11 protein-coding genes are annotated in these 13,118 nt (G+C 64.6%); 9 read left to right on the top strand and 2 right to left on the bottom strand.

Annotated elements, in window-relative coordinates; all coding sequences use genetic code 11:
* Positions 1-22 precede the first annotated feature (22 nt).
* Positions 23-1,318, bottom strand: coding sequence for a branched-chain amino acid ABC transporter substrate-binding protein (locus tag WKW82_RS33960; protein ID WP_340347405.1), 1,296 nt, complete (start codon positions 1,316-1,318; stop codon positions 23-25).
* Between the two features lie 136 nt (positions 1,319-1,454).
* On the opposite strand from WKW82_RS33960, the gene WKW82_RS33965 reads away from it, so the two are divergent.
* Positions 1,455-1,829, top strand: a complete 375-nt coding sequence (locus WKW82_RS33965) for an Hsp20/alpha crystallin family protein (RefSeq protein WP_340347407.1) — start codon at positions 1,455-1,457, stop codon at positions 1,827-1,829.
* Between the two features lie 192 nt (positions 1,830-2,021).
* Positions 2,022-2,759, top strand: a complete 738-nt coding sequence (locus tag WKW82_RS33970) for an alpha/beta hydrolase (RefSeq protein WP_340347409.1) — start codon at positions 2,022-2,024, stop codon at positions 2,757-2,759.
* Here the strand turns inward: WKW82_RS33970 and tsaD are convergent.
* Positions 2,719-3,756, bottom strand: coding sequence for a tRNA (adenosine(37)-N6)-threonylcarbamoyltransferase complex transferase subunit TsaD (gene tsaD / locus WKW82_RS33975; protein WP_340347411.1), 1,038 nt, complete (start codon positions 3,754-3,756; stop codon positions 2,719-2,721). The genes WKW82_RS33970 and tsaD overlap by 41 nt on opposite strands.
* Positions 3,757-3,816: 60 nt before the next feature.
* Here tsaD and WKW82_RS33980 point away from each other — a divergent pair, with 60 nt between their 5' ends.
* The 7 genes from WKW82_RS33980 (at position 3,817) to nirD (ending at position 12,960) form a co-directional block, all read left to right on the top strand.
* Positions 3,817-5,076 carry a nitrate- and nitrite sensing domain-containing protein gene (locus WKW82_RS33980; protein WP_340347413.1) on the top strand — a complete coding sequence of 420 codons (1,260 nt, stop codon included), beginning with the start codon at positions 3,817-3,819 and terminating at the stop codon, positions 5,074-5,076.
* A 498-nt stretch (positions 5,077-5,574) separates the two neighbouring features.
* Positions 5,575-6,819, top strand: coding sequence for a CmpA/NrtA family ABC transporter substrate-binding protein (locus WKW82_RS33985; protein WP_340347415.1), 1,245 nt, complete (start codon positions 5,575-5,577; stop codon positions 6,817-6,819).
* 11 nt (positions 6,820-6,830) lie between these two features.
* Positions 6,831-7,787, top strand: a complete 957-nt coding sequence (gene ntrB, locus WKW82_RS33990; RefSeq protein ID WP_340347417.1) for a nitrate ABC transporter permease — start codon at positions 6,831-6,833, stop codon at positions 7,785-7,787.
* Positions 7,784-8,614, top strand: coding sequence for an ABC transporter ATP-binding protein (locus tag WKW82_RS33995; protein ID WP_340347418.1), 831 nt, complete (start codon positions 7,784-7,786; stop codon positions 8,612-8,614). The genes ntrB and WKW82_RS33995 overlap by 4 nt, the downstream gene beginning before the upstream one ends.
* Before the next feature lie 35 nt (positions 8,615-8,649).
* Positions 8,650-9,981, top strand: a complete 1,332-nt coding sequence (locus WKW82_RS34000) for a globin domain-containing protein (protein WP_340347419.1) — start codon at positions 8,650-8,652, stop codon at positions 9,979-9,981.
* A 25-nt stretch (positions 9,982-10,006) separates the two neighbouring features.
* Positions 10,007-12,520: a nitrite reductase large subunit NirB gene (gene nirB / locus WKW82_RS34005; RefSeq protein ID WP_340347420.1), complete on the top strand. Its 2,514-nt coding sequence runs from the start codon at positions 10,007-10,009 to the stop codon at positions 12,518-12,520.
* Between the two features lie 14 nt (positions 12,521-12,534).
* Positions 12,535-12,960: a nitrite reductase small subunit NirD gene (nirD, locus tag WKW82_RS34010; protein WP_340347421.1), complete on the top strand. Its 426-nt coding sequence runs from the start codon at positions 12,535-12,537 to the stop codon at positions 12,958-12,960.
* Positions 12,961-13,118 lie beyond the last annotated feature (158 nt).

Here is a 13,118-nt window from a genome sequence, read left to right on the forward strand (position 1 = left end):
CTGGCGCCTTCCCCCTGGCGAATCAGTCGTACCGGCGCATGCGGCAGGTGGTGGGCATTTCGGCCCGCGTGGCGTCGATGGACTTGATCACGCGGAAGCCGTAGCCCGAGCCCTCGACGTCGAATTTCACGCCGGGCGCACCCTGCCGGTCCATGACGCCGACCACGAGTTGCTGTTGGAACTGGTGGTCGCTGGCGCGCATGCGGCCGCGCCGGCCGGCCAGGGTGACATCGGCATGCTCCAGCGCCTTGGCCAGCGGTACCGCCTCGGTGCTGCGGGCGCGCTCCAGCGCCTGCGCCAGTGCCTCGATCAACAACTGCATCCGCATGTGGACATAGTCATCGGCAGGGTTGGGAAAGCGCGTGCGGAACGACTTGTAGAAGGCCTCGGAGGCCGGCGTCTGCACGTTCGGCAGCCAGTCGGCGACGGCGATGACGCGGCCGATGCCGGCGTCGCCCATCGCGGCCGGCGCGCCCAGGGCGTTGCCATAGAAGGTGTAGAACTTGCCTTGGTAGCCGGCCTCGCGTGCGGCTTTCACGAGCAGCGTGAGGTCATTGCCCCAGTTGCCCGTGACCACGGCCTGCGCGCCGCTTGCGAGGATCTTGCTGGCATAGGGGGCGAAGTCCTTCACGCGGCCCATCGGATGCAAGTCCTCGCCGACGATCTGGATATCGGGCCGCAGCAGCCCGAGCTGCCGCTTTGATTCACGCAGCACCGACTGGCCGAAGCTGTAGTCCTGCCCGATCAGGTAGACGCGCTCCAGGGAGGCGTCGTCCTTCATCACATCCATCAGCGCGGTCACGCGCATGTCGGCATGGGCATCGAAGCGGAAGTGCCAGAAGCTGCAGCGCTCGTTGGTCAGCGCCGGGTCGACAGCCGAATAGTTGAGGAAGATCACGCGCCGGGACGGGTCGCGCTCGTTGTTCTTGTCAATGGCGTCGACCAGCGCGGCGGCCGTCGCCGACGAGTTGCCCTGAACCACGATGCGCGAACCATCGTCGATGGCGGCGCGCAGGGCGGACAGCGCCTCCTCGTTTTGTCCCTTGCTGTCGTAGCGCTCGAGCTTGAGCGGCCGGGCGCCGCCGGGGAGCTTGACGCCGCCGCGCGCATTGACGCGCTCCACCGCCCATTGCAGATTGCGAAACACGGCCTCGCCGGTGTTGGCGAAGGGCCCGCTGAGGCTTTCGATGAGGGCAAGGGGAATCGGTGCAGGGGCCGTCGCGTGCGACGGGAACGATATCGATGCGGCGAGCGCGCCACCTAGCGCCAGCGCGCCGGATTTCAAGGCCCGGCGGCGCGAAATATTGGAGGAGTTCATGCTCTTGAAAGGCGTCCGCAAAGGCCTAGATGAGGTGGCATGCGGCACTCATGATGGAAAGGCCGCGCAGTGTAAGGGGCTGCCAGTGTCCGCCCCTTTTGTCCTCAACGACCCCTTCGATATCAGGAGATTCAAGATGTTCTTTGCACCCACCCTCTACAGTTGCTCGCCCCGCGTCAATGACCGCAGCTTCGAGCGCTTCGTCAACCGCGCATTTGCCAATGCTGCAATCGCGCGGCAAAACGTGAATGTGGAGCAGGACGACACCAGCTGGACGCTGTCCTTCGACGTGCCCGGCCTGAGCCGCGACGACCTGTCGGTCAGCATCGAAGGCGCCGTGGTTCGCGTCGAGAGCAAGGCAGAAGCCCGGCGCCAGGTCAAGGCGGCTTACGAGATGCCGCTGGAAATCGACACCGCAACCAGTGAAGCGAAGCTCGAGCACGGCGTGCTGACGCTCAGGCTCGGAAAACTGGTGCCAACGTCCAATAAGGTGGACTTGTCAATTCAGTAATTCGCGCTCATCTTGCTCAAAGCCGGTAACTCCTTGTTGCTGGCTTTTTTTGCTTTACAGCCACAATAACTAGCGACCTCACATATTGTGACGATTAATAAATATTTTTTCTTACATTGAGTTGGAGGAATTGGTCAATTGGCGAACTCCATTCAGTGTTATTTGTTACGGCAATCACCAATGGATACGCAATTGCACCCTGCCCAACCGTTTTCACGCGCCGACACCTTGCTGGTGTTCCTGCCCGGCGCGTTCCTGAAGCCGGAGGAATTCGAGCGCCAGGGCTTCGTGGACGCGGTACGCCAGCACCGCGTCGAGGCTGACGTGCTGATCGTGGATGCGAATGTTTCGTACTACTACGACCAAACCTTCATCGAGCGCCTGCAGTCGGGCGTGATCCAGCCGAATCGGAAAAAGGGCTACAAGTCGATCTGGCTCATCGGCATTTCGATCGGCGGCTTTGGCGCGCTGATCCATGAGTTGGCGTCGCCGGGCAGCGTGGACGGCATCGTGGCCATCGCGCCCTATCTGGGTCGCCGGCCGCTAGGCGCTGAAATCGCGAGGGCGGGCGGACTGCGCGCCTGGCGAGCGTTGGAAGGTCCGCCTTCAGATTCGGAGGCCGACCGGCTGCTTTGGCCCTGGCTGCAGCAATATGCCTTTCCGACACCATCCCGCCGCTTGCCGCCGCTTTACCTGGGTTTCGGGCGCAGCGACCGGTTCGCTGGCAATCACAAGGTGCTGGCCGAGGTGCTGCCCGAGGGCCACGTGTTCACCACCGAGGGCGGCCATGACTGGCCGCAATGGGCGCAACTTTGGCGCGACATCGTCCAGGTGTTGCCGTTGCCCGCCCTGCGTCCGGTGCCCGCGCCGGGAATTCAACAACGCCAGGCTACGCAGCCTGCAGCGAATCCAGTGGCCATCGGGGCTTGACGTCGAAGGCGTAGCGCGTGCTGGCCTCCGCCATCCCGGCCTGCAGTCGCATGGCCGCAGCCATCGCGATCATGGCGCCGTTGTCAGTACACAAATGAAGTTCCGGATAGTGCACTCGCACGCCGCGCTTGGCGCAGGCGGCATCGAGTTGCCGGCGCAGATCCTGGTTGGCGCCCACGCCGCCGGCCACGACGAGGCGATTCATGCCAGTGGCCTCCAGCGCCGCGATGCTTTTCTTCAGAAGCACTTCGACGATGGCCGCCTGGGTCGACGCGGCGAGGTCGGCCTTGCGCGCTTCGAGCTGGTCACCGAGCTTCCTTGCTTGCGTCATCACTGCGGTCTTGAGGCCGGCAAAGGAGAAGTCGAGGTCGCCGCTGTGCAGCAATGGGCGGGGCAGCTTGAAGGCCGTTGCATCACCCTGCTCCGACAGCCTGGCCAGCCACGGGCCGCCGGGGTACGGCAGGCCCATGAGCTTGGCACTCTTGTCGAAGGCTTCGCCAGCGGCATCGTCGATGGTTTCGCCGAGGATTTCGTAGTGGCCCACGCCGTCGACCCGCATCAACTGCGTGTGGCCACCCGAGACCAGCAACGCGACGAAGGGAAATTCAGGCGGATCGGCACTCAGGAAGGGCGACAGCAGGTGGCCTTCAAGATGGTGCACGCCGAGCACCGGCTTCCCGAGCGCCGCGCCCAGGGCGCATGCCACGCCGGCGCCCACGAGCAGCGCGCCGGCCAGGCCCGGCCCGCGCGTGTAGGCCACCACGTCCACATCGCCCAGTTGTCGCCCGGCCTCGGCAAACACGGTCTGCGCAAGCGGCAGCACACGGCGGATGTGGTCACGGCTGGCGAGTTCCGGCACCACGCCGCCATAGGCCTGGTGCATGGCGATCTGGCTGTGCAGCGCATGGGCACGCAACAGCGGCGTCGCGCTGCCTTGCGCCTCCACGAGGGCAACGCCGGTTTCGTCGCAAGACGATTCGATTCCGAGTACAAGCATCCGGGGAGTTTAGAAGCCGCACGGTTTCGGGGCACGGATGTTGCTGCATGACCTTCCACGATGAAATCAGGACTTAGCTTTCTAGTTGCAGCACGACGCTGCGAAATCGACGAACTGGACCAGCTCGGGCGCACCAGCGAATTGGTGGGAACGATCGGCCGGCTGGTGCATGCGCTGCAGCGCGAGCGCGGCTTGTCGAACGTGCTGCTGGCCTCGCAGGGCAAACGCTTTGCCGCGCAACGCAGCGTACAGATCGGCGAATGCCTCCGGCTGGAGAACGACGTGCGTACCGGCTTCGATCGGCTGCAGGCGGAGGCGCGCCGGCTGGGCAGCGGCACACGCTTGTTCAGTCGCATCGCGTGGGTGCTGCCAGGGCTCGATGCCCTGCCCGTCTTGCGGCGGCGCGTGGGCGCGCTGGAGATCGGCGTGGCCGATGCGACGGCTGCCTTCGCCAAGCTGATCACCGGGCTGCTGGCCGTGGTGTTCGAGGCGGCTGATGGCGCGACGGACCCGGAGATATCGCGACTGCTCGCGGCCATGTTCAATTTCATGCAAGGCAAGGAGTTCGCCGGCCAGGAGCGTGCGTGTGGCGCCGCCGCCTTTGCCGCGGGTCAGGACGACGGCTCGCGGCAGCAGCAATGGCTGCAGCTGATTGCAGCGCAGGAACGTTGTTTCCACGTGTTCACCGAGTTTGCCGGGCCGGTGCTGGCGACGCTCTGGCGCGACAGCCAGCCCGCGGAGGAACTCGCCGAGCTGGAACGCCTGCGCCGCGCGGCCATCACCACCGCGCCCGGCGAGTCGCTCGACTCCGAACTCAGCACGGTCTGGTTCGACTGCTGCTCGCTGCGCATCGACGCCATGAAGGCGATCGAAGAACGGCTGGCGAGCGATCTGCGCGCACTGTGCGACCGCAAGATCGCCGAGGCGCGGGCCGAAGCCGATGCCAACGAAGCACTGCTGGACCAGATGGCCGGGGCGCAGGAGGCCAGCGGGGCGACCGCATTCTTCGATGACATCGCGCCCCAACCGCCCACCGTCAAGGCTTATGGACACCAACTCGAACGCTCGGTGCTCGACATGCTGCAGGAGCAGTCGCAACGCTTGCAGGCCATGAGCGACGAGTTGGAAACCGTGCGCGCCGGCCTCAACGAACGCAAGCTGGTGGAGCGAGCCAAGGGCCTGTTGATGGCCCACAAGCGCATGACGGAGGAAGAGGCCCACAAGATGCTGCGCCAGACGGCGATGAACCAGAACCGGAGGCTGGTCGATGTGGCCGAGTCGGTGCTTTCGATGGCGGATTTCCTGCCTTCTGGAAACTGAATTGGTGCGCTGCACAAATCGGGTGCCTGGGTCCTGATCGAAGGCTCATACACCGCTTAACCCCATCGCATCGACGTTTGATGCTACTGATTTGATAGCAAACGACAAACCCGAATCGCTGGCACGCTGCTTGCAATCACTCCTGGCATAGACCAACGACGGTCTCCAGGCAGGTGGCATCCAACGGAGGTTGCCGCCAACCCAGAAGGTGTGAAGATTTCGTAGCGAGGGCGCCGAGGTCGGGTTGAGGAGCGGAACCGCACTCTCGTGCGGTGACAACGAAGTTGCGGCAGAGGCTAACAATTGCGCGAAGCGCTTGTTATGCCGGAGCCAACGCCGCAGACCCGAGATCGGTGGCCGCAGTAGAAAGATTCACACCTTCGCACAGGACAAAGGCGTCCTTGCCCGCATGCACTCGTAATTCAAGTTCGAGCAGCAGATGCGTGGCAAGGGCGCCTTTTTGTTTTTCGTTTTGTTGTTTTGACCGGAGTTCGCCCCATGACCGATGCGCTGAAATTCAAGTTGAGCCGACGCACCGCGCTGAAAGCCGCCGCCGCAGGTGCGGTCGGCATCGCCCCCGCGTTGCGTGCCGCCGTCTGGGCCCAAGGCTCGGACAAGCCCGAGAAGACCGAGGTGAAGATCGGCTTCATCCCGCTGACAGACTGCGCCAGCGTGGTGATGGCCTCGGTGCTCGGCCTCGACAAGAAGTACGGCGTGAAGATCACGCTGAGCAAGGAAGCCAGCTGGGCCGGCGTGCGCGACAAGCTCGTCAACGGTGAGCTCGACATGTCGCATGTGCTCTACGGCCTGATCTATGGCGTGCACGTCGGCGCGGGTGGCCCGAAGAAGGACATGGCGGTGCTGATGGGCCTGAACCGCAACGGCCAGGCGATCACGCTGTCGAAGACGCTGGCCGACAAGGGCGCGGTCGATGGCCCGTCGCTGGCCAAGCTGATGGCCAAGGAGAAGCGCGAGTACACCTTCGCCGGCACCTTCCCGACCAGCACGCACACGATGTGGCTCAACTATTGGCTGTCGGCCTCGGGCATCAGCCCGATCAGCGATGCCAAGGTCATCGTGGTGCCGCCGCCGCAAATGGTGGCCAACATGCGCGTGGGCAACATGGATGGCTTCTGCGTTGGCGAGCCCTGGGGCCAGCGCGCCATCATCGACAAGATCGGCGTGACCGCGATCACCACGCAGGACATCTGGAAGGACCATCCGGAGAAGGTGCTCGGCACGCGCGCCGAGTTCGTGAAGGCCAATCCCAACACCTGCCGCGCCGTGATGATGGCCGTGATGGAAGCGGGCAAGTGGATCGACGCCAACCTGCAGAACAAGGCCAAGATGGCCGAGACGGTGGCCGAGAAGTCGTACATCAACACCAGCGTCGACGCGATCAACCAGCGCATCCTGGGCCGCTACGAGAACGGCATGGGCAAGACCTGGGACGACCCGAATCACATGAAGTTCTTCGATGACGGGCAGGTCAACTTTCCGTACCTGTCGGACGGCATGTGGTTCCTCACGCAGCACAAGCGCTGGGGGATCCTGAAGGAGCATCCGGATTACCTCGGAGTGGCGAAGCAGATCAACCAGATCGACCTGTACAAGGACGTGGCCGGGGCGATGAAGGTCAGTGTGCCGAAGGATCCGCTGCGCACCAGCAAGCTCTTCGATGGCGTGGTGTGGGATGGCAAGGATCCGAAGAAGTACGCGGAATCGTTCCGTGTGCAGGCTTGAGGGAGGCGGACATGGTCAGTGCTGTTTTTCACTCTCCCCTCGACGCTTCGATTCCTCTCCCTCTCCCTCTCCCTCTCCCGCGCGCGGGAGAGGGTCGGGGTGAGGGTGTGACCCGCGTCGAGGCTGCCCCTCACCCCAGCCCTCTCCCCAAAGGGGCGAGGGAGGAAAAGGCGCGCAGGTCGATTGATCTGCGCTGGTTCTGGATGCGTGTGCTGCCGCCGCTCGCGGGCTTCGGCTTGCTCGTGCTGATCTGGGAACTGGTGGCACTGCGCAGCACCAATGGCTTCCCCTCGCCGCTGGAGACCTGGAAGCAGGCGCTCGATGTATTCAGCGATCCGTTCTACAGCAAGGGGCCCAACGACCAGGGCGTCGGCTGGAACGTGCTCTCTTCGCTGCAGCGCGTGGCGCTGGGCTTCGGGCTCGCGGCAGCGGTGGGCATTCCGGCGGGCTTCGCGATCGGGCGCTTCGAGTTCCTCTCGCGCATGTTCAATCCGCTGATCAGCCTGCTGCGGCCGGTGTCGCCACTGGCCTGGTTGCCGATCGGGCTGCTGGTGTTCAAGGGCGCCAACCCGGCGGCGATCTGGACCATCTTCATCTGCTCCATCTGGCCGATGATCATCAACACCGCCGTCGGCGTGCAGCGCGTGCCGAGCGACTACATGAACGTGGCCAAGGTGCTCAATCTGAGCGAGTGGAAGATCATCACCAAGATCCTCTTCCCCGCCGTGCTGCCCTACATGCTGACCGGCGTGCGCCTCGCGGTCGGCACCGCCTGGCTGGTGATCGTCGCGGCGGAGATGCTGACCGGCGGCGTCGGCATCGGCTTCTGGGTGTGGGACGAGTGGAACAACCTCAACGTCAAGAACATCATCATCGCGATCTTCGTGATCGGCATCGTCGGCCTGTTGCTGGAGTTCGCGCTCATCAAGATCGCCACCGCGTTCACGTTCGAAGAGGTGAAGTCATGAGTGAAGTCGCATCCGTGGCCAGCAAGGCCGACAAGAAGTTCATCGACATCAGCGAGGTCGAACAGACCTTCAAGACGCCCAAGGGCAGCTTCCAGGCATTGCGCGACATCAACCTCACCGTGGCCAAGGGCGAGTTCGTGGCGTTGATCGGGCACTCGGGCTGCGGCAAGTCGACGCTGCTCAACCTGATCGCAGGGCTGACCAGGCCGACGCATGGCGGACTGCTGTGCGCCAACAAGGAAATCAGCGGCCCGGGGCCGGAGCGTGCGGTGGTGTTCCAGAACCATTCGCTGCTGCCCTGGCTGACCTGCTACGAGAACATCTACCTTGGCGTGGAGCGCGTCTTTGGTGCCACCGAGAAGAAAGCGCAACTCAAGGCGCGCACCGATGCGGCGCTGGCACTGGTCGGGCTGACCCCGGCGACGAACAAGCGGCCCGGCGAGATCTCAGGCGGCATGAAGCAGCGCGTCGGCATCGCACGCGCGCTGGCCATGGAACCCAAGGTGCTGCTGATGGACGAGCCCTTCGGTGCACTCGATGCGCTGACGCGTGCAAGGCTGCAAGACGAGTTGCTCGCCATCGTGCAGAAGACGCAGAGCACGGTCGTCATGGTCACGCATGACGTGGACGAGGCGGTGCTGCTGTCCGACAAGATCGTGATGATGACCAATGGCCCCTCGGCCACGATCGGTGAAGTGCTCACGGTGAACCTGGAGCGCCCGCGCAATCGCGTGGAACTGGCGGAAGACCGCAACTACGTCCACTATCGGAAGGCGGTGATCGACTTCCTGTACACGCGTCAGGGCCATGTCGAGAAAGCCGCGTGAGTGTTCGTGTTCAACAACCAACAAGGAGCTTCACGATGACCCCCGATCAAATCCAACTGGTGCAATCCAGCTTTGCCAAGGTCGTACCGATATCCGACCAGGCCGCGGAAATCTTCTATGCACGGCTGTTCGAACTGGCGCCGGATGTGCGCTCGCTGTTCAAGGGCGACATGGTCGAGCAAGGGCGCAAGCTCATGACGATGCTGGGCAGCGTGACCCGGGGCCTTGGCAACCTCGACACGCTGGCGCCAGTCGCTCAGCGCCTGGCTGAGCGGCATGTCGGCTACGGCGCGCGGCCCGCGCACTATGCGGTGGTGGGCGCGGCCCTGATCGACACGCTCGACAAGGGCTTGGGCGCAGAGTTCACGCCCGATGTGCGCAGCGCCTGGGAGACGGCGTACGGCACGCTCTCGGGCGTGATGATCGCGGCGCCGACAAGACGGCCGCGGCCTGAAGCAGGAGATACGGCCGTGAAGACATTCATCCGCGTCATCGAATACTGGGTGCCCAGCGAGGATGGCAGCCTGCTTGAATTCGGCGGTGGCCTGTTCGGCCCTGCGCATCGCTTCGCGGCCGTGAGCCAGAACCTCTGCTTCGGCCGTGGCGAAGGCTTGCCGGGCCGGGCCTGGGAAACGGGCCGTCCGATCGTTCTCAAGGAGCTGTCGGGCTCCTACTTCCGGCGCGCCGCGGCAGCGAAGACGGCGGGCCTGACCTGCGGCATCGCGGTGCCGATCTTCAAGGGCGAGCGGCTGAGCTCGGTGGCCGTGATCTTCTGCGGCGACGACGAGGAGCATGCCGGCGCCATCGAACTCTGGGGCAACGACCCGGAAGAGTCCAGCGACATGACGCTGGTCGACGGCTACTACGGCACGACCGGCGACACCTTCGAGTTCATCTCGCGCGCCACTGCGTTCCGTCGCGGCACGGGCCTGCCCGGCATGGCATGGGATGCGCAGAAGCCAGTGTTCCTGCCGGACCTCGGCAAGGGCGCGGGATTCATCCGCGCCGACAGCGCGGTGAAGGTCGGCATCAACCGCGGCTTCGCGATCCCGTGCTCGACGCTGGACGGCTCCAGCTTCGTGATGGCCTTCCTGTCGGCCCGCGCGACGCCGATTGCGCGCCGCATCGAAGTGTGGGAGCCCGACGCGAGCGGCACGCACCTGCGCCGCAGCATCGGCTTCTCGGATGCCGCGGCCAAGAACGAGGACGCCTTCGAAGCGATCGCGATGGTGGGCAACGCGCCGGACGCTGCCGGCGCCATCGCACGCGCCTTCGCGAGCGGCGTTCCGTTCACGGCCGAACCCATGATCGCCATCCCCGTCGCGCCACAAGGCCGCATCACCGCGGTGATGGCGCTGCACTTCTGATCACCTCTCAATCGGGAAGCACACGATGAAAAAGATGAAACTGGTCCTGGTGGGCAACGGCATGGCCGGTGTTCGCGCGGTGGAAGAGTTGATCAAGCTCGCACCCGACCTCTACGAGATCACCGTGTTCGGCGCCGAGCCGCATCCCAACTACAACCGCATCCTGCTTTCGCCGGTGCTGGCCGGCGAGCAGACGGTCGACCAGATCATCCTGAACTCGTGGGAGTGGTACGCAGAGAACGGCATCACGCTGCATGCTGGCAAGCTGGTGACCGAGGTCGACCGCGTGAAGCGCATCGTGCGCGCCGAGGCGGCGGACGGCAGCGTGGTGGAAGCGGAATACGACCGCCTGCTGTTGTGCACCGGCTCCAATCCCTTCATCCTGCCGGTGCCCGGCAAGCACCTGAAGGGCGTGATCGCCTATCGCGACATCGCCGACACCAACACGATGATCGAGACCGCGAAGACACACAAGCATGCGGTCGTGATCGGCGGCGGCCTGCTCGGCCTGGAAGCCGCCAACGGCCTGATGCTGCGCGGCATGAGCGTGACTGTGGTGCACGTCAACGCCTGGCTCATGGAGCGCCAGCTCGACGATGTGGCGGGCGGCCTGCTGCGCAAGTCGCTGGAAGAACGAGGGCTCGATTTCCGGCTGAATGCGCAGACGCAGGAACTCGTCGACGACGGCGAAGGCCGGGTCAAGGCGGTGAAGTTCAAGGACGGCACCGAGGTGCCCGCCGACCTGGTCGTGATGGCGGTGGGCATCCGGCCCAACACCACGCTGGCCGAATCGATGCGCCTGCATTGCAACCGCGGCATCGTGGTCAACGACACGATGCAGACGGTGACCGATGCGCGCATCTACTCGGTCGGCGAATGCGCGGCGCATCGGGGCATCGCTTACGGACTGGTGGCACCGCTGTTCGAGCAAGCGAAGGTCGCGGCCAATCACCTGGCGCAGTTCGGCATCGGGCGCTACATGGGCTCGCTGACCTCGACCAAGCTCAAGGTCACGGGCATCGATCTGTTCAGCGCCGGCCAGTTCATGGGCGGCGAAGGGACCGAAGAGATCGTGATGAGCGACCCCTTCGGCGGGGTCTACAAGAAGCTGGTGATCAAGGACGACAAGCTGGTCGGCGCCTGCCTGTACGGCGATACGGTAGACGGCAGCTGGTACTTCAAGCTGCTGCGCGACGGACGCAGCGTGAGCGACATCCGCGAGAAGCTGATGTTCGGCGAATCCAACATCGGCGACGTCGGGCACGAAGGCCACAGCAGCGCAGCGACGATGCCGGATGAAGCCGAGGTCTGCGGCTGCAACGGCGTCAACAAGGGCACGATCTGCAAGGCGATCAAGGACAAGGGCCTGTTCACGCTGGACGAGGTGAAGAAGCACACCAAGGCGAGCGCTTCATGTGGATCGTGTACCGGACTGGTCGAGCAGATCCTGATGTTCACGGCCGGCGGCGACTACTCCGCCGCCCCGAAGAAGAAGGCGATCTGCGGCTGCACCGACGCGAGCCACAAGGACGTGCGGGACGCGATCCGCGCACAAAAATTCCTGACGCATGCCGAGGTCTACGAAGGCATGGGCTGGCGCACACCCGACGGCTGCGCAAGCTGCCGACCCGCGGTCAACTACTACCTCATCAGCACCTGGCCGAAGGAGGCGAAGGACGATCCGCAGAGCCGCTTCATCAACGAACGCAGCCACGCGAACATCCAGAAGGACGGCACGTATTCGGTGGTCCCGCGCATGTGGGGCGGGCATACGACGCCGGACGAACTGCGCCGAATTGCCGACGCAGCGGACAAGTACAAGATTCCGACGGTCAAGATCACGGGCGGGCAGCGCATCGACCTGTTGGGCGTGAAGAAGGAAGACCTGCAGGACGTGTGGAAGGACATCGGCATGCCCAGCGGCTTTGCGTATGGCAAGTCGCTTCGCACGGTGAAAACTTGCGTGGGCAGCGAATGGTGCCGCTTCGGTACGCAGGACTCGACGCAGATGGGCAAGGACCTGGAGCATGCGCTGTGGGCGATGTACTCGCCGCACAAGGTGAAGCTGGCGGTCTCGGGATGCCCGCGCAACTGCGCCGAGGCCGGCATCAAGGACGTGGGCGTGATCGGCGTGGACTCGGGCTGGGAGGTGTACGTCGGCGGCAACGGCGGCATCAAGACCGAGGTGGCGCAGTTCCTCGTGAAGCTCAAGACGAGCGAGGAAGTGATGGAGTACACGGGGGCGTTCCTGCAGCTGTACCGCGAGGAAGGCTGGTATCTGGAGCGCACGGTGCACTACATCTCGCGCGTGGGCCTGGACCATGTGAAGAAGAGGATCCTGGAAGACGTGGCCGGGCGCAAGGCGTTGTGGGAGCGGCTGCAGTTCGCGCTCGATGGCGAGCCGGATCCGTGGTTCGAGGCGAACCGGGCGCAGGTGGACGTGCGGCAATTCGTGCCGGTGGCCGATGCGGCGACGGCGCCGTTGGTCTATATGCCGAAGGCGAGCATCGCCTCGCCGGACCTCGCCGATATCTCATGAAGCAGGAGGCACCGATGACCGAATGGAAAACCGTCTGCCGCGTCGACGAGATCCCGGTGCTGGGCTCGCGCCGCGTGTCGCGCCCGGTGGGCGTGGCCGTGGCGGTGTTCCGCAACAGCCAGGACGAGGTGTTCGCTTTGCTGGACCGGTGCCCGCACAAGGGCGGGCCGTTGTCCCAGGGGATCGTGTTCGGCAACAGCGTGGCGTGTCCGTTGCACAACTGGACGATCGGGCTGGATGACGGCTGCGCGAAGCAATCCGACGAAGGGTGCACGCCGAGGTTTGCATGTCGAGTCGAAGGTGGGCATGTGTTGCTCGATGCGCACGAGTTGGCGACGCATGCGTTGGATCTCGTTGCGCCGCGTGCCGGGCCCGGTGCGGCGACGGCCGGGGCGATCGGCGATGAGACCTTTGATGTGCAGGCGCCGCATGGTGCTTGAGTTGGTCACCATGGGCGCGTGTGGTGCAAGGGCCGGGGGCGCGTCGACGGGCGGCATGCGGTACGGGCCGGCCGACCCTACTGCGCAGGTCGCTTCGCGACTCCCCTGCAGTGCTCGCGTTCGGCGGGGTCCACATGAACTCGCTTCGCTCAAACAGC

This window comes from Variovorax rhizosphaerae, from assembly GCF_037889975.1.
Lineage (GTDB): Bacteria > Pseudomonadota > Gammaproteobacteria > Burkholderiales > Burkholderiaceae_C > Variovorax > Variovorax rhizosphaerae.